Origin of the sequence: Gaetbulibacter sp. PBL-D1 (assembly GCF_050509525.1) — a bacterium.
Lineage (GTDB): Bacteria > Bacteroidota > Bacteroidia > Flavobacteriales > Flavobacteriaceae > Gaetbulibacter_B > Gaetbulibacter_B jejuensis.
The window spans coordinates 40,417-59,781 of record NZ_JBNWKB010000005.1 but is presented as its reverse complement, the minus strand read 5'-3'; the positions used below and the strand labels follow the sequence as shown (position 1 = coordinate 59,781).

Sequence of the window (19,365 nt, the reverse complement as noted above, 5' to 3'; positions counted from 1 at the left end):
ACTATGAAGAAATTAAGATATATTTTCGCATCACTTTTGGCAATAGCTTTTGTAGCTACTTCTTGTCAAGATGATGATGCAAGTTTTGGAGATATAGTAGCTCCATCAAATATTGTTGTAACTACCGAAATTGTAGGACAAGATGCCGATAATCCTTATGGAGATGGTAGTGGTGTAGTTAATTTTAAAGCTACAGCAGATGATGCTATTAACTTTAAGTTTGTTTACGGTTCGGTTGCTGCAAACTCACCAATTGGAGAGGTAGCAATGAATTTTTCTAACTTAGGAATAAACACTTATGATATTGTTGTTATAGCTTATGGTACTGGCGGAACATCAAGTTCTACCATAGTCACTGTTGAGGTTTTGGCAACTTATGCACCACCTGAAGATTTATTAGAGCTATTAGTTGGTGATGGTTCAAAAACTTGGAGAATGAAGTCTGAAAAACCAGGACATTTTGGTTTGGGTCCAGTAGGAGGACAAATTCCAGCGGAATGGTATGGAGCTGCAGCTAATGAAAAAGTTGGAGTAGGAATGTATGACGATCGTTTTATATTTAATGCAGATGGAACTTTCACTCATATTACCAATAATACTAATGATGATCCTACAAACGATCCAACAGGAACCATTTTTGGTCGTGATGGTCTTGTAAGTGAATTAGGAAGTGGTACAGGAACAATTAATGGAGCTGATGTTGAAAACTTCCCTTATAATGATTATTCTGAGACTTGGACGCTTATTGCTCCTGGAGGACAAGAAACTTTAAGTTTATCAGGATTAGCATTTATAAGCTATTACTGTGGTGGTAACCATAATTATCAAATTGTAGATCGCTCTGTTCCTAATGAAATTTTATTAAAAACTACTGATGGAAATGGAGAGTTCGATTGGTGGTTCATTATTACTTCAGAAGAAGAAGGAGCAGGACAAGATCCTTTCGAAACGGACTTTGATAATTTAGTTTGGGAAGATGCTTTTGATGTTAATGGAGCTCCTGATGCTACAAAATGGACCTATGATTTAGGTGCTGGTGGCTGGGGAAATGGCGAATCCCAAACTTACACAAACGCATCTGATAACGTTATTGTTGAAGACGGTTTGCTAAAAATAACTGCAAAAGCCGATGGAGGAAGTTATACTTCTGCTAGATTAAAAACCGAAAATTTATATGAGTTTACTTATGGTAGAGTTGAAGTAAGAGCAAAACTACCTGCTTCACAAGGGACTTGGCCAGCAATATGGATGTTAGGAGAAGATTACCAAACTAATACATGGCCAGCATGTGGTGAAATAGATATTATGGAACAAACAGGACAAGACAAAAATGTAGTTCTAGGAACTGTTCATCATCCTGCAGTATCTCCTGGAGCTGGAGATTCTTCAAGTACAAGTGCGCCAACTTCAACAACAGAATTTCATAATTATACTGTTGAGTGGAGAACAGACGAAATTATTTTCTTAGTTGATGATACTGTCTTCCATACTGTAAGTAATAATGCAGGTTTACCTTTCAACAGTGATTTCTTTTTGATTTTAAACGTTGCAATGGGAGGAACTTTAGGAGGAACAATTGATCCTGCATTTACCGAAGATACTATGGAAGTTGATTATGTAAGAGTATACCAGTAAGAAATGAAAAACTATATAAAAACGTATCTGCAGCTTGTCTGTATAGGACTATTATTGGTTTCATGCAACCAAACTGATGAGAAAAAATTGGCAATAAATACTGTCAATACTAATCTTAATACTACCATCGAGTCTAAAGTAGATAGCCTTTTAGCTATAATGACTTTAGAAGAGAAAATAGGTCAAATGAACCAGTACAATGGGTTTTGGGACGTTACAGGTCCAGTACCTGAAAATGGTGATGCAGCAAAAAAATATGACGATTTAAGAAAAGGGTTAGTAGGGTCAATGCTTAATGTGAGAGGCGTAAAGGATGTGAGAGCTGTTCAAAAAATAGCCGTTGAAGAAACACGTTTAGGTATTCCGTTAATTATTGGGTTTGATGTTATTCATGGTTATAAAACGATTAGCCCTATTCCATTAGCTGAGTCAGCTAGTTGGGATTTAGAAGCCATAAAAAAATCAGCAGAAGTTGCAGCTGAAGAAGCTGCAGCTGCTGGTATAAATTGGACATTTGCTCCGATGGTCGACATCTCAAGAGATGCACGTTGGGGAAGAGTAATGGAAGGATCTGGAGAGGATACCTATTTATCAAGTAAAATAGCTGTTGCGCGAGTAAAAGGGTTTCAAGGCGAAGACCTTTCAGCTCACAACACTATTGCAGCTTGTGCAAAGCATTTTGCTGGTTATGGTTTTGCCGAATCAGGTAGAGACTATAATACTGTAGATGTTGGTACTTCAACACTTTACAATACTATCTTGCCACCATTTCAAGCAGCAAATGAAGCAGGTGTAAGAACTTTTATGAATTCTTTTAACGAGCTTAATGGTGTGCCAGCTACTGGTAATAAATATTTACAAAGAGAAATTCTTAAACATCAATGGGGTTTTTCAGGTTTTGTAGTATCAGATTGGGGATCAATTGCAGAAATGATTGCACATGGTCATGCTAAAGATGGTACTCATGCTACAGAATTAGCTGTTAATGCAGGTTCTGATATGGATATGGAATCCAATCTTTATGTTAATGAGTTAGTCACTTTAGTAAAAGAAGGTAAAGTAGACGAGCAATTAATCACTGATGCTGCAAGAAGAATTTTAAGAGTAAAATTTGAATTAGGATTGTTTGATGACCCTTACAAGTATTGCAATGAAGAGCGAGAGCAAAGCGTAACAGGTAGTAAGAAAATTCAAGAAGCAGTGTTGGATATGGCTAAAAAATCTATAGTGTTATTAAAAAATGAAAACAATGTTTTGCCTTTAAAAAAGGAAGGACAAAAAATAGCAGTTATAGGAGCTTTAGCTAATGATAAAACAAGTCCGTTAGGTAGTTGGAGAATTGGAGCTGATGACGGAACAGCAGTTTCAGTTTTAGAAGGATTAAAAGCATATTCTGGAAATCAAGTTACCTATGCTAAAGGAGCAGATTTGGTATATGGACAAACTGTTTTTGCACGAGAGTTAGATATTAATGTATCTGATAAAAGTGGGTTTGCCGAAGCTAAACAAGTTGCTAAACAAGCAGATGTTGTTATTATGGTATTGGGAGAGCATGGGTTTCAAAGTGGAGAAGGAAGAAGTAGAGCAGATATTGATTTACCTGGAGTTCAGCAAGAATTACTTGAAGAGGTTTATAAAGTAAATAAAAACATTGTTTTAGTGCTTAATAATGGAAGACCGTTAAGCATTAATTGGGCTGATGAGCATATACCAGCAATTGTTGAAGCGTGGCATTTAGGAACACAAAGTGGTAATGCTATTGCACAAGTGTTGTATGGAGATTATAACCCAAGTGGTAAATTACCAATGACTTTTCCAAGAAGCGTAGGTCAATTACCATTATACTACAACAGTAAAAGTACAGGACGACCAAATATGCCTTCACCAGGCGAGGTATTTTGGTCTCATTATACAGATGTAAGCAATACACCATTATATCCTTTTGGATATGGTTTGAGCTACACTACGTTTAATTATACCAATTTAAAGGTTAACGTAGTTTCTAACAACACGGTTGAGGTAAGTGTTAAACTGACTAATACTGGTAAACTAAAAGGTAAAGAAGTAGTGCAATTATATATGCAAGACTTATTTGCAAGTGTTACACGACCAGTAAAAGAGTTAAAGGGTTTTGAATTAGTCGAGCTAAACCCTAACGAGTCAAAAACAATTAACTTTACATTGTCTAAAAATGAGTTAGGGTTTTATTCCAACGAAGGAAAATTTTTACTTGAACCAGGAGACTTTAAAGTGTATGTTGGAGGAAGTTCAAATACAACATTAGAAGCTAAATTTACATTAGAATGAGAAATAGTTTTTTAATAGCATTATTGTGTATTGCTTTTACATCTTGTAACAAAGCATCAAAAAAGGAATTAATTTTTGAAGAAGACTTTACAGGAAGTTCATTAAACGAATCATTTTGGAATTACGAATTAGGAGATGGCTGCCCTAACCTCTGTGGTTGGGGCAATAATGAACGACAGACTTATACCAAGCACAATGTTTCAGTAAAAGATGGTTTGTTATATATTAAAGCAACAAAAGATAGTACGCTTTACGAGTCAGGAAGAATTACTACAGCAAAAAAGATTGAATTTCAATACGGAACAGTTGAAGTTAGAGCAAAGTTGCCACAAGGACAAGGTATTTGGCCTGCAATTTGGATGTTAGGCTCTGATATTGGTGACAAAGGTTGGCCAGCATGTGGAGAAATTGATATTATGGAATATGTTGGTAAAGTACCACATGAAGTACACACAACATTACATACTCCTGATAGTTATGGTCAATCTAAAAACACTAAAATTACAACAAACGATAAAATAGAAGAAGGCTTTCATATCTATAAATGTAATTGGACTAAAGATTTTATTGAGTTTTTTATTGATGATACTTTGGTTTACACTTTTAATCCAGAAGTTAAAAACGATAAAACATGGCCTTTTGATAAACCGTTTTATATTATACTAAACATGGCTATTGGAGGTAATTTTGGAGGTCCAGAAGTAGATGATTCAATTTTTCCTCAAGAGTTTATTGTAGATTATGTAAAGGTTTATAAATAAAATGGTTTAATCATAAAATGTCTTCTAAAGTCCTATTTGTTAATTTTTTACAAATTTTTTTTCGTAAATTCCTTAAAAAATCGACAAAACGCTTGTTTTTTTCGTTTAATTACATAAATTTGCGATATTGAACCCCTTAAATCTAAACTATGAAAACTAAATTTACTATACTTATGATGGTTTTTTTCCTAGCTATGAGTAACGGATTTGCTCAAAAAAAGGATGAGGCTCAAAATATTATAAGCGGTAAAGTTTCAATAACTAAGTATCATGATCGTGAAGATTTAGAAAAGATGCAAAAAGGAGAGTTGTTGGATTTGTATACCGAACGTATAGAAGTCATTGTTAACATTCTCCCTAATATTGCTTTTGCAACGAAGCCTGGTATTACAATGACGTCTTTAGGAATTCCAGACACTAAGGATAATAGAAAAGCATTAGAGGATAATAAAAACGCCTCAAAAATTTACTTTGATAGTACAATTGAATTTCAAAAAAAGGTGTTGCCTTATTCAGATAAATCAAATTTAATTGCAGCCATTCTTTTTTATGAACAAACACTAAAATCGCTACATACTTATAACGAATTTAATAACTAAACAATTTGGTATTGTTTTTATAAAAACCTCAACCTAATAAGTTGAGGTTTTTTTATTTGTAATCTTTTACTTTGCTGATAAATAGGAGTTTTCTTGTTAATTAGTATTTCTTCTTCATTAAAAAATAGTCAAATTATCTTAATTTTTGTAGGAATAAACTGTCTTTTGTATTAAAAAAATGTATTTTGCCGATATTATTTGTATTTCATAGGAAAAGTTAATATGTTTGGTCTAATAGTATAAAAATGAACCCCAAACCTAATTACAAATTTACCTACTATGAAAAACTCTACTCAAATTTTATGTGTATTACTTTTTGTTGTTGGCAACATTTTTGCCCAACAGGAAAAGGGAATAATAGGAGCAAATAACTGGTTGAATAATTGGACAGAGTTTAAACCAAATCATACTGATTATGGTGAGCCAACACAAATTTTAACCGGAAACATCACAAAAGATACAAAGCTTAATAAAAGAGATGTTTACCTTTTATTAGGAAGTGTTTTTGTTACTGATAGTACTACACTTACAATTGAACCAGGTACAGTAATACTTGGAGATTTTGATACTAATGGATCGCTTACCATTAGTAAAGGCAGTAAAATTATTGCTGAAGGGACTCAAACCGATCCAATTATTTTCACTTCAAACAGAAGCGTAAAAAAACAAGGAGATTGGGGAGGTGTTTTTGTATTGGGAGATGCACCAATTAATAAATATGGAAATGGTTCTTCAGTTGAATACGGATTAAGACCTTCATCTTATGAAAACATTAGTTATGGTGGTGACAATACTGAAAGCAATTCAGGTATTTTAAAATATGTAAGAATTGAATTCGCAGGTAAAAGAACTAAAGACTTTGGTTATTTTAACGCACTTACTTTAGCAGGAGTTGGTAACCAAACCATAATTGAAAATGTTATGGTTAGCTATTGCGAAGGAAACTCTTTCAATATTCTTGGAGGTGAAGTAAACTTAAATAAGATGATTTCATACAGAACAAGTAGTAATGACTATGAGTTTAATTATGGAACATTATGTAACATTTCAAATTCTCTAGCAATTAGATCTCCTTATATTTCAGGAGCTGATGGTTCAATATGTATGCACATTGCATCTTATGATAAAAAAGATGAAGTAGATTTTACTAAACCTGGAACTTTTGTTAATGCTGAAAATTTAACATTAGTAAACATTAGTGATAATTTAGAAGCTGATATAAAAGTAGGTTTGGTAAAAGAAGCACTTTATATCGATCAAGATGCGTCATTGAGAATGAACAAAAGCGTAATTTCTGGGTTTAACCCAGCGGTTATTTTAGATGACAATATCAAAGTAAATAGCGAAAATCTCAAAAAGATAAGATTTAGTGAAATGTATTTCAACAACTGCAACGGAAACATTTTTACTAAAAATAACTCCAATAACGAAGACTTAGAGAATTGGTACGGAAACAGTGTGTTTTTTAATGTGTATTCTAAAGGAGACGACTCTGAAACATTTATTGATGCAACAAGCACGAGACGTCCTGATTACAGATTACGTATTAACAAAATTATAGCTTCTAACGCCTACGAAGACTAATAGATAGATTCATGTAATTTTTTAAACACTCTATTCATAATGAATTGCGTGTTCTTTTTGATTAATCAATTAAGAAGCTCTTTTAAGAGTTAACATTGAGAATAAAAAAGGGAATTAAAAAACAGAACTGAATGCAAAAAACTACCATCCTTAAAGCCCTATTTTTCGGAATTTGTTTGTTGGCTTTTCTTTCAACAGAAAAATCAAACGCTCAAATAGTTATTGGTACGCCAAATTTAGGATTCAGTCAAGCATGCGCAAGTGAGTCGTTCAATACGTATAACACAACATTTGTATTTTCACCAGAATCTGCTTTAAGCGCTTCAAACCAATTTATCATTGAAATGTCTGACGCTGATGGAAGCTTTTCAGAACCAACAATTGTATTTACATCAAATGCAGGAGAAGTTACAACTTCACCAGCTACATTAAGTTTTTCTTTACCTGAAACAACTTCAGGTGAAGGTTACAGAATAAGAATTAAAAGTACTGCTCCAGTTGCTACTAGCTCTGGATCAGCAACTTTTGCAGCCTATTATAAAGCTCAGGATAGTCCGTTTACTATTAATAATTTAGTGTCAACAGGAGCGTATTGTACTGGAGGTAGTTATTTGTTGACTATTGATAATCCAGGAACAGGTTCAAACGATTCTCCTTTAAACTATCCATCACTTACATTTAATTGGTATAAAGAAACTGGTCCAACAACTTCAGTATTTGTAGCTCAAGGAAACACTCTAGAGGTTACTGAAGAAGGAACTTATTTTGTTGAAACTAATTATGGTACTTGTACCTCTAATTCATTTTCAAACAGAGTTACTATTAGTGAGGCAACTTCAGGAGAAGCTAATGCATCAATAGTTTCTAGTTTAGGAAATCCGTTTTGTCCAGATCAAGGAATGACAACATTAAGCACTATTGGCGGAAATAGTTACCAATGGTATAAAGATGGAAATATAATTCCTGATGCTACAGAGCAAATGTATCAAACAAACGAATCTGGAGTGTTTTCTGTTCAAGTAGATTTAGGAAGTTGTGAAGCTTCAGGTTCCATAGATTTAGTGAGTGAAAGCTTTACAAGCACTATTGATGTTCCTGAAGAAAATACTATGGAAGAAGGCGAAACCTTATGGGTGAGTTTAACAACAACAGCTATTGACCCAGAATTTCAATGGTATTTGAATAACAATTTAATAGCAGGAGCAACCGAAGACTCCTATCAAGCAACAGCTTATGGAGATTATAGAGTTGTTATTTCGCAAACCTCAGGCTGTATTGTGTCTAGCGAATTTCTGTTTTCAATTTCTGCACCAATAGAGCAATTTCCTGATGTAGCAAACATACCTAATCTTATTAGTCCTAATGGAGATGGTGTTAATGATACTTGGGTAATACCACCACAATATGTTAGTGGTACAAATGCCGAAGTTATTATTATGACAAACCAAGGAAAAGTAGTGTTGCAAACTAATGATTACCAAAACAATTGGCCTGAAAATCAATTGGATTTTAAAAGCATAAATCCTGTTTACTATTATATCATCACAATCCCAAATCAAAAACCCAAAAAAGGTTCAATAACAGTAGTAAAATAAAATGAAACTTTTTGTACTAGTAATAGCGTTATTTATCTGTTCTACACAGATGTCCTACTCTCAAGAAGATGATGGAGTAGTTGCTCTTGCGTTACCAGTACGAAACTCTTTAAAGTTCAACAGATATGTTATTAACCCAACATTTAGTTTTGTTAGAGAACAAAACAAATACATAAGTTTAACTAATAAAAGAGAATGGGTTCAGTTTGAAGACGCGCCACAAACCTACTTGGTGAGTTTTTCAGGAAGGTTTAAAGAAAATATTGGTATTGGAGTAGGTGTATTTCAACAAAACTACGGAGTACTAACTACTTTTGGTGGACTTGCTAACTTTGCCTATAACGTTAGGCTCAATACGGATAATAACCTAACGTTTGGTCTTAACGTTGGAGCTTATAAAAGTGGAGTTAACGATGGAAATGTCGTTACCAATTTCCCAGACCCTTCGTTAGACAATATTCCTTCAAACTTTATGCTTACCGTTAATCCAGGAATAAACTATGGAACAGCATTTTTAGACTTTGGGTTATCAATAAACAACCTAGTCTTATATAATCTCAATAGTTCTCAACTTATAGAAGATAATCCCGAACAAGCTATTCAAGCACACATGATGTATACAGGTTATATGGATAGTCGTGGTTTTTTTGATGAAAGTAAGTTTACAGGTTTATTACGTTCAGAATTTAAAAAAGATAAAACAGTTATTTCTGGTTTAGCTATGGTAATGGTACCTAAAGGTATTTGGGCACAAGTTGGTTATAACACTCTGTATGGTGGTTCAGCAGGTTTAGGACTTAATATCACGAATCAAATTTCAATTGAATACAACTTTGAAAAAGCGCTAGGTGATTTAACAGATTTTGGTCCATCACATGAAATTACACTAGCCTACAAATTTAAGAATAACACAAACTATGATTATAGTAGCGAAGATGAAGTAAGTGCTTTAATTTCTCCAACAAGAAAAAGAAAGCCTGTTGTTAAACTATCTAAAGCAGAAGCTACCGAACGTAAATTGAAAGCAGCAGCAGAAGAACAAGCACGACAAGAGGCGGAAGCTAAGGCCAAAGCAGAGGCTGAGGCAAAAGCACAAGCTGAAGCACAACAAAAAGCTGAAGAGGAAGCAAGAGCCAAAGCAGCAGCAGAAGAGCAAGCACGACAAGAGGCGGAAGCTAAGGCTAAAGCAGAAGCTGAGGCAAAAGCCCAAGCCGAAGCGCAACAAAAAGCTGAAGAGGAAGCTAGGGCAAAAGCAGCAGCAGAGGAACAAGCACGACAAGAGGCGGAAGCTAAGGCTAAAGCAGAAGCTGATGCAAAAGCCCAAGCCGAAGCACAACAAAAGGCTGAAGAGGAAGCTAGAGCCAAAGCAGCAGCAGAGGAACAAGCACGACAAGAAGCAGAAGCTAAGGCCAAAGCAGAGGCTGAGGCAAAAGCCCAAGCTGAAGCACAACAAAAAGCTGAGGAAGAAGCAAGAGACAAAGCAGCAGCAGAAGAGCAAGCACGACAAGAGGCGGAAGCTAAGGCTAAAGCAGAGGCTGAGGCAAAAGCCCAAGCCGAAGCACAACAAAAGGCTGAAGAGGAAGCTAGAGTCAAAGCAGCAGCAGAGGAACAAGCACGACAAGAAGCTGAAGCTAAGGCAAAAGCTCAGCAGGAATTAGAAGAAAGTCAAGAAGATGAAGTGGTTGATGAAGAGAAAGATACACCGCCAGAAGCAACTGATAATCTTGGTAAGTCCATGAACGAAATATCTGAGTCTACTGAAGCGTCTAAGAAAGAGCAAGAAGCTTTATTAAAGAAGTTTTTAGATGCTATTGATGTAAAAGACCAAGACCTTAAAGACTTAAAAGAGGAAAACGATTTAAGTGAAAAAGGTATTTATATGGAGCCTAAACCATTTAAGAGTATTACAGCTGAAAATGCTGCTCTTGAAGCAATAAGAACAGATTTAGATAATGCGATTAAAACGACTAGTGATAAAATCAACGAATTAGAATCTTTATACAATCAAAGACAGCAAATAGAAACCGTAGCAATGGATGAAGTGTACTTATACTATCAAAAAGCACTTAAATCTTTAAAAGCCGAACAAGCGGCTGCTATTAAAGCTAAATCTGATTTAGAAAGTAGGTTGGAAGATATAAACTTAGCAACTGACTTTGAAAGAAAACGAAGAATTAAACGCGCACTTTATGATAATGAAGAAGATAGATATGCTCAAGATAAAGCGAGGTTAAATAGTATTAAGCAAAATACACCTCTTAGTATAAGTCCAATTCCTGAAGAAGAGTTTGATTTTGGAGAAGAATTAAGTGGCAATATCCAAATTCTTAAGAATGTTCAAAATGTAGAAAATGGATATTATTTAGTAGTTGCAGTACATACTGATGTAGAAAAGAGAGATGATTTCTTAGCTAAAGCAGTAGCTTCAGGTGAGAAGAATATTAATTTCTTCTACGATGTTAAGACAAGTAAGTATTACATCTATTACGAAAGTTTTGAAAGCATTCAAGCTGCAAATGCAGCACTGGAAGCTAAAGAAAGTAAACCATATAAAGCAAAAGCATCACTCTTGAAAATAGAAAACTAATAAAATAATAGGCCAATTCTAGGTTCAATTATGCCCCTTTTTGAACTCAGAATTTAAAAAATTGAATACCATGAAAAAACCTACTTTTTCTAAACTAGCAACCTTAGTTTCATTATTGTTTTTAGGCCTACAATGTTATGCCCAAAACTACGAGCCTTTTACACCAAGATTCAATGAAGATTTAAAAGGTGATATTGTGCTTATAGGTAACAATATTCTTGGACCAAATAATAATGCGTTTAATAATAACTCGGTGTATAACCACAATGTTAATATGACTTATATTGATATTGATGGAGACCCAACAACGTTTTCTTCTTCAAGTGCTGATTTAGAAATTCCTAACCCAAACTGTTACCAAATTATTTATGCTGGTTTATATTGGGGAGCAGTAAATCCTGGTGACGAACCAATTACAAATGTTAAGTTAAGAGGTCCTGTTGGAGGTTATAATGATATTACTGGTACAGTAATTTATGATGCAAATGGTAGTTCGGTTGATGGAGGAGACAGCTTTTCTTATGCTTGTTTTGCTGATGTAACCAGTATTGTAACAAGTTTTGGAACTGGTGTTGATTTGGGAACTTATACTGTAGCAAATGTGTCATCAGCTGAGGGAGAATCGTCTGATTATAGTCCATATAATGGAACCGGAGAATCTGCTGGATGGTCACTTTTTGTTGTGTATGAAGACCCAACACTACCTGGTAAATCAATTACCAGTTTTGACGGTTTTAGTGCAATTAGTGTTGCAGGAGGTAATCCAAATCTTGATATTCCTGTTAGTGGATTTAGAACTATTCCAGCACCTGCTCCTGTAAGAGCAAATTTTGCTTTTGCAACTTTAGAAGGAGATAAGCCTATTTTAGGAGACCGTTTGTTACTTAATGGTGTGCCATTATCTACTGCAGATAGACCAGTAGGTAACTTTTTTAATAGTTCTGTAACGCAACTAGATGCAACACCTGTAAATAACAGAGTTCCTAATAGTACCAATACATTAGGATTTGACACAGGTGTAATGACTGTTCCTAATCCTGGAAATACAGTAATTGCTAACGATGCTACATCTGCAGTAATTAGGTTAGAAACAAGTGGTGACACTTATTTTCCTTACTTTTTCGCATTTGCAGTAGAAATTATTGAGCCACATATTGTACTTACAAAAATTGTAGAGGACAACTCAGGAAACAACATTGGAGGGCAAACTGTTGGTTTAGGAGCGTCCTTAAATTATGTTATTGGTTTTCAAAATACAGGAAATGATAATGCTACAAATTTTCAAATAAGAGATATTCTTCCGGTAAATATTATTTTCAATTACCCAGAGGATTTGGTTTTACCTCCAGGAGTTACAGTTGTAAGTTACGATCCTACTACTCGAGAAATTATATTTGATATTGAAGACTATCTAGTTGAAGAAAATGATCCAGTTTACGAAATTAGAATTGAAGTTCAAGTTGTAGATACTTGTAATGAGTTGGCTGATGCGTGTTCAAACATTGTAAGTAATCAAGCTTTTGCGTCTTACAGTGGTTTTTTTAATCCTAATTTCACAATTACAGATGACCCAAGTTTAAGTAGTAATACAGGATGTTTAATTACTCCTCAAGCCACAAACTTTTTAGCAGATTTAGATTGTACGTTTACACAAAACATAGTGTTATGTGGTGATAGTGTTGAACTTACTGCAGCTGATGGTTATGATTCGTACTCTTGGTCAACAAGTCCAACAGGAACTCCTGTAATTGGGACTACACAAACCATTACAGTTACAAACACAGGTACATATTATTCTTTTAATACTGCATTAGCACCTTGTCAATCTATTGAGCAAGAATATGTTGTTGGGCTTTATGGAGGTAATAACTTAACGAACCCTGTTATTCCTTATGCTGATGAGGTGGTGACTTGTCCAAACGATGGAAAATTATTACCAAATATATTTTTATGTGGAGCAAATGATTTTAGAGAAATTGAAACTGATATTGCAGGAGCTACTTCAATAATTTGGGAACAATTAGATGAATCGAGTTGTGCTCCTGTAACTGATGACGATTGTGCTAACGAAAACGATGCTTGTACTTGGAATCAAGTAGCAACAGGTTCAGACTTTACAGCAAACACAGCAGGTCAATTTAGGTTAACTATTAATTATGAAGGTGGTTGTTTTGTACAATTCTATTTCAATGTATATCAAAATCTTTTAAGTCCTTCAGTAATTGCTACTGATATTATTTGTACAACACCAGGAAGTATTACGGTTTTAGATGTGCCAAATGGTTATGAGTATAGTTTAGATGATGTAAATTATCAAACAAGCAATGTGTTTTCAGTAACAACTCCTGGACTTTATGCTGTATATATTAGACAAATTGGAGTGTCAACAAACCCATGTGTGTTTACTGTACCAGATGTTCAAATTTTAGAACGTGATTTTACAGTTTCAACTTTAGTAACACAACCCTTGTGTCATGGTGATTTAGGAAGTGTACACTTAGCTGCTAATGATGTTGATCCTCAATACTTCTTTTCAATATATAATGGAGGAACATTAGTAAATAGTGTAGGTCCTATTACCGAAAACAACTATACGTTTGCAAATTTAAACCCAGGAATCTACACGGTTAATATTGAAACTGAAGATGGTTGTTTTCATACTGAAGATATAGAAATTATCGAGCCACCATTATTAACTGTTACTGCAGCAGTAACCGTACCTTTAACATGTAGTGATGGAGAAATTACTATTTATCCAGAAGGTGGAACAGCTCCATATTTTTATTTTATAAATAGTACAACAGATTTCCAAACTGTACCTGAATTTGTAGTGACTTCACCAGGAGTTTATGATATTTTAGTAATAGATTCTAACAACTGTTCAGCAGAAACAACTATTACTGTAGATGCTATTCCTGCTCCAGATTTCACCATTGCAACAACAGATATTTCTTGCTCAGGTTCGTCAAATGGAACAATTACCATAAATGTGACCAATACTAATGGTAATAGTTTACAATACAGTATTGATGGTGGAACGACTTTTTCTAACTCCTCAGTGTTTTCTGGACTTTCAGAAGGAGATTATGATGTAGTCGTTCAATATACGGTAGGAACTTCGGTTTGTTTAACTGATCCTCAAACGGTAACAATTACTTCAGCAGACCCTATTGATGGTACAGCAGAATTATCAGCACCTTATACTTGTACAACAAACGGAACAATTACAGTTACAGGAGTTACAGGTGGAACACCACCTTATACTTATAGTATTGATGGTGTTAATTTTCAGTCAGGTAATACTTTTAGCGGATTAACTAGTGGAACGTATACTGTAACTATTCAAGATGCAAGTGGATGTACTTTTATTACTAATACAATTACAATTGATGCGTTGAATCCTCCAACAGATTTAACCTTTAGTCATACACCATTAACTTGTCCAACAAATGAATCAACTGTTACAATTACAAGTGTAACAGGTGGAACAGGAACTTTAGAATATCAAATTACTGCTCCAGCTTCTTATGCAACATCTTACCAAACGTCAAATGTATTTTCAGGTTTAGCTCCAGGAACATATACATTTCAAGTAAGAGACGAAAATGACTGTGAATATTCAGAATCTTATACTATAGATCCTTTGCCAGTAGTTTCGGTAAATACAGTTTTAGTTGAAGGTCTTGATTGTACAGCAACACCTGATGCTGTAATTGAAGGGACAATATCAAGTGGAGTAGCTCCATTTACTTATGCAGTATCTATTGATGGTGGAGCGTTTAGTAATTTAGGAGCAACAGGAACAACATTTACCTATACAACTGCAACTCCAGGAGCTTATCAATTTGAAATTACTGATGCTAATGGATGTACAGCTCAATCTGTAATTCATACTGTAGTACCAATTGTTCCTCCTGCAATAAGTGCTGTGGTTCAAACTCAGCCTATTTTATGTCATGGAGATACTAATGGAGCAATTGATATTACAATTGATCCTTCAGTAGGAACGCCTCCTTTTACAATAAATGTATTTAATGATACAACAGCTACAGATTATGGTACGCAAACTTCAGGATTAGAAGCAGGAACTTACACTATTACTATTACTGATGCTAATTCTTGTACAGGCACTGAAACCATTACTATAAATGAGCCTGATGCAATTGTAGTAGATTATCATACCATTGATATTACGTGTACAGCAGGAGGAGTGTCTCAAGGTTCTATTATTATTGATAGCGTTGTAGGTGGTACAGCTCCTTACAATTACTTTGTAACAGGAACTAATGGTTATTCAAATTCTGAATTGAATGCTACTGGGTCAACTTCGGTAAGTTTTGATGTGGTTGATTTTGGTTTATATGAAATTAATGTAGTCGATGCTAATGGTTGTTCGGTTTTACATCAAGATGTATTAGTAGCGTCTCCACCTACAGATTTAGATATTGTAATTAGTACTTCGGTAGATTGTGCATTAGGAGGAGAAGCAGTAGTAAGTATTGGTTCTAGTTTACCAAGTCTTGGTCCATTCTTTTTCAGTATTTACCAAGGACCTACTTCGGTATATCCTAATCCTGCAGGAACGTGGATTCCTGAAGATTCACCAGGAAGTCAATCAGCTACATTTACTGGATTAACACCTGGAGTTACCTATACTTTTATTGTATATGATGCCTCTACTATGTGTAGTTATTATGAACCTGCAACAGCACCTATACCTACAAATTCAACCTTGTCAATAAGTGCTGAGAGTTTTAATAATATAACTTGTACAGGAAGTGACGATGGTAATGTATCGTTTACTGTAAACAGTATTTATGGGACTGATGTAACAGTAGATTATACAATATTTGATGCCATATCACAACAAAATACAGGAATAACAGGTTCAGGAACAGTTACAGCAGGAGGTTCGCTAAATGTTACAAACTTAGGGCCTTTACCATTTGGAAACTACTATGTGTTAATTACTGAAACTTCAGGAGTCAATGCAGGCTGTAGTGTGGTAACTGCTCCTTTTAATATTACTGAATCTGCAATTCCATTAAGTTTAACTACTTCAGTAGATCAAAACGCTAACTGTAACCCAAGTTCAGGTGTTATTAGTGCTATTGGTCATGATGGAACAGCGCCTTATCAATATCAAATTACAACAACAGCAACTGCTCCAGCAGCTAACGATTCTTCATGGAGTTCAGCAAGTACATTTAATATGGACGCAGGAAGTTACTATGTACATGTTATTGATGCTTATGGTTGTGTAGTAACAAGTCCTGTTGTTGTGTTACCTATGGATTCCTCTCCTGTAATTACAGCAACATTAAGTGATCAATGTACAACAGAAGAAGGTAATTTTGAAATTGAAGTAGCACTAACAACTGCAGGAATTGCTCCTTATAGTTATAGTATTAATGGAGGAGCATTTCAAACACTAACAGCTCCATTTACAATTTCAAATTTATACTCAGGAACACATACTGTTGAAATAAACGATGCCAATGGTTGTGGAAACTTAGTTTCAGTAACAATTGAGCCACCTTTAGCATTAACACCAACTGTAAATACGGTTCCTACCTGTAATAATGATGATGGTGAAATTACAATGTCAGTATCAGGAGGTTCAGGTTCTTATATTTATTCCATAAGCCCTAATCCTGCTTCTGTGAGTATTGCTGGAGATGTAATTTCAGGACTTCCTTTTGGAGTTTATACAGTAACAGTAACTGATACAGTTACCTCTTGTACTGAGGAAGTTACAGTATCGTTACCTGAAGCAATAGCACCTACATTTACAACAACACCAACTGCTGTAACCTGTTTTGGAGATACTTCAGGAAGTTTTGACATTAATGTTAGTGGATATTCAGGAACATATACTTATGAAGTATTTGATAGTGTTGGAACTTCAGTAACTGGAGCAGTTAATGCTAATACAGCTACAAACCCATTAACTGTAACAGGAATGACTGCAGGAACTTTCACTGTTGTTATCACAGAAACTGAAAGTCCGTTTTGTAGTGCCACTGAGAATGTGATTATTTCTTCACCTTCAGAAGCGTTAACACTAACAGTTTCTGAAACCTCAAATGTAACTTGTGACGATAACCTAGGTACTATTACTGCTATCGCTACTGGTGGATGGGGAAGTTATGAGTATGAACTAACAGGAGCAGCAACAGTTGCCTATTCTCCAAACGGAATGTTTGAAAACCTTTCTGCAGGTACGTATACAGTAAATGTAATGGATGCAGGAGGTTGTATAGCTTCTGAAACTATTACACTAGAAGTACCAACACCTATTAATGCAACGTTTACGCCAAGTACAACAGTATTGTCTTGTTTTGGTGATCAAAACGCTACAATTACAGTAACAAATGTTACTGGTGGTCAAGGAAGTGATTACACATATACTTTAAACACTATTTTACCAACTCCTAGCTCATCAGGACCGCAAACGTCTAATGTGTTTTCAAATTTAGGAGCTGGTACATATTCAATAGTTATAAACGATGGATATAATTGTGAAATGACTTCACTAGATATAGTGATTGACGAACCAACACCTATACAAGCTAGTTTGGTGACTGCTAGTACTCAAACTTGTTTAATAGAGTCAACATTAACATTAAGTGCTACAGGAGGAACAGGAACATACAGCTACAGTAACGATAGTACTTTTACCACAATATTAGGAACGTTTACAACTTCTACAACATTTTCAGTTCCAGTAGGAACGTATCAATATTATGTTATGGACGCCAATGGTTGTGTAGCTAATGTGTCTAATGAAATAACAATTGACCCTCTACTAGATTTAGAAATCGATTTATATTCTACCAATCCAACTATAAATTGTGCTGGAGATAATACAGGTAATATTTTTGCCACTGCTCAAGGAGGTTTAGGAAACTATGTATACACGTTACAAGATACTTCAGGTAACCCAATTTCTGCAACTCAAAATACACCAGGAGTGTTTACCGAACTTGTTGCTGGTACATATGTAGTTAGTGTTGAAAGTGGAGATTGTAGTACAGTTTCTGCACCAATAACAATTACTGAACCATCTCAAATGTTAGACGCGACGTTTATAGTGACCGATGTAACATGTACAGGAGCAAATGATGGTGTTTTAGAAATAACAGCAACAGGAGGAACAGGAGTTATCATGTATGCGATTTCGCCTCAACTTAATCAGTTTTTTGAAACGAATATTTTTGATGATTTAGCTCCTGGAACTTATGATGTTATTGTGCAAGATGAGTTAGGTTGTTATTTAACTTACAATTTCACCATTGAAGAGCCAGTACCTGTAATTATTAGTATTGTTCCAGATTCTATGTTCCCTGAACTATGTGAAGGAGATGCTAATGGAGAATTCAGTATTGAAATTTCAGGTGGTACAGCGCCTTACAGTGTGAGCTTAGATGATTATGATGGTCCATACACTACAGGAACACCAACTCAAACAGAATTTGATTTTACTGATTTAAATGGAGGCGACCATATTGTTTTTGTAAGAGATAGTCAAGGTTGCGAATCTGAATGGAATATAACTTTTCCTGAAGCTATAAGTTTTGAACCAGCAGTAGAAGTTGAATATGCGTGTGTAGACAATGCGTCTTCAAATAGTGTTATTGTTACAGTTACAGGAGATGTTGATCCTGCTGATTTGGACTATTCATTAAACAACGGACCATACCAAACAAGCAACATCTTTGTAGATGTACCTTCAGGTATTGGCAATTATGTAGATGTAAGACATACTAATGGATGTATTCAAACTACTGAACTTTTTGATATTGAAAGCTATGAGCCATTAACTCTGGTTTTAAATCAAGGAGAAATAAATGAAATAATAGCGGTGGCTTCTGGAGGAACAGGAGATTATCAATTCTCACTTAATGATGAAGATTATGGTGATGTTAATACGTTTATCATTATGGAAACTGGTGAATATACAGTAGTTGTAACTGATAGTAGTGGATGTACTGCAACGGCTACTATAGTTATGGAGTATATAGACATATGTATTCCAAATTACTTTACACCAAATGGAGATGGAGTTACCGATTATTGGGCTCCAGGATGTACTCAAAATTATCCTAATCTAGAGTTCGACATTTTTGATCGCTATGGTCGTAAAGTAGGTACCTATAGACAAGGACAATATTGGGATGGTAGGTATAATAATACCGAGTTACCAACTGGAGATTATTGGTATGTGGTTAGGTTAAATAGTTCAGTAGATGATAGAGATTTTGTAGGACACTTTACACTTTACAGATAATAGTTAA

8 protein-coding genes are annotated in these 19,365 nt (G+C 34.9%); all 8 read left to right on the top strand.

The window, feature by feature from the left end:
• Positions 1-3: 3 nt before the first annotated feature.
• Positions 4-1,635 (top strand): glycoside hydrolase family 16 protein, encoded by a 1,632-nt coding sequence (locus ACQ0RB_RS05505; protein ID WP_430497068.1) that lies wholly within the window; start codon positions 4-6, stop codon positions 1,633-1,635.
• 3 nt (positions 1,636-1,638) lie between these two features.
• Positions 1,639-3,942 (top strand): beta-glucosidase BglX, encoded by a 2,304-nt coding sequence (gene bglX, locus ACQ0RB_RS05500; RefSeq protein ID WP_430497066.1) that lies wholly within the window; start codon positions 1,639-1,641, stop codon positions 3,940-3,942.
• On the top strand, positions 3,939-4,703 hold the full coding sequence (locus ACQ0RB_RS05495) for a glycoside hydrolase family 16 protein (RefSeq protein WP_335975082.1): 765 nt from the start codon (positions 3,939-3,941) through the stop codon (positions 4,701-4,703). The genes bglX and ACQ0RB_RS05495 overlap by 4 nt, the downstream gene beginning before the upstream one ends.
• A 149-nt stretch (positions 4,704-4,852) precedes the next feature.
• Entirely contained in the window at positions 4,853-5,302 is a 450-nt protein-coding gene (locus ACQ0RB_RS05490) for a hypothetical protein (protein WP_129760681.1), read from the top strand.
• Between the two features lie 279 nt (positions 5,303-5,581).
• Entirely contained in the window at positions 5,582-6,886 is a 1,305-nt protein-coding gene (locus ACQ0RB_RS05485; RefSeq protein ID WP_129760682.1) for a hypothetical protein, read from the top strand.
• A 131-nt stretch (positions 6,887-7,017) separates the two neighbouring features.
• On the top strand, positions 7,018-8,481 hold the full coding sequence (locus tag ACQ0RB_RS05480; RefSeq protein WP_430497064.1) for a gliding motility-associated C-terminal domain-containing protein: 1,464 nt from the start codon (positions 7,018-7,020) through the stop codon (positions 8,479-8,481).
• Position 8,482: 1 nt separating this feature from the next.
• Complete coding sequence (locus ACQ0RB_RS05475) at positions 8,483-11,068, top strand: PorP/SprF family type IX secretion system membrane protein (protein WP_430497062.1); 2,586 nt, start codon at positions 8,483-8,485, stop codon at positions 11,066-11,068.
• Positions 11,069-11,138: 70 nt separating this feature from the next.
• A complete protein-coding gene (locus ACQ0RB_RS05470; RefSeq protein WP_430497060.1) occupies positions 11,139-19,358 on the top strand; it encodes a T9SS type B sorting domain-containing protein in 8,220 nt (2,739 codons plus the stop codon).
• Positions 19,359-19,365: the final 7 nt, after the last annotated feature.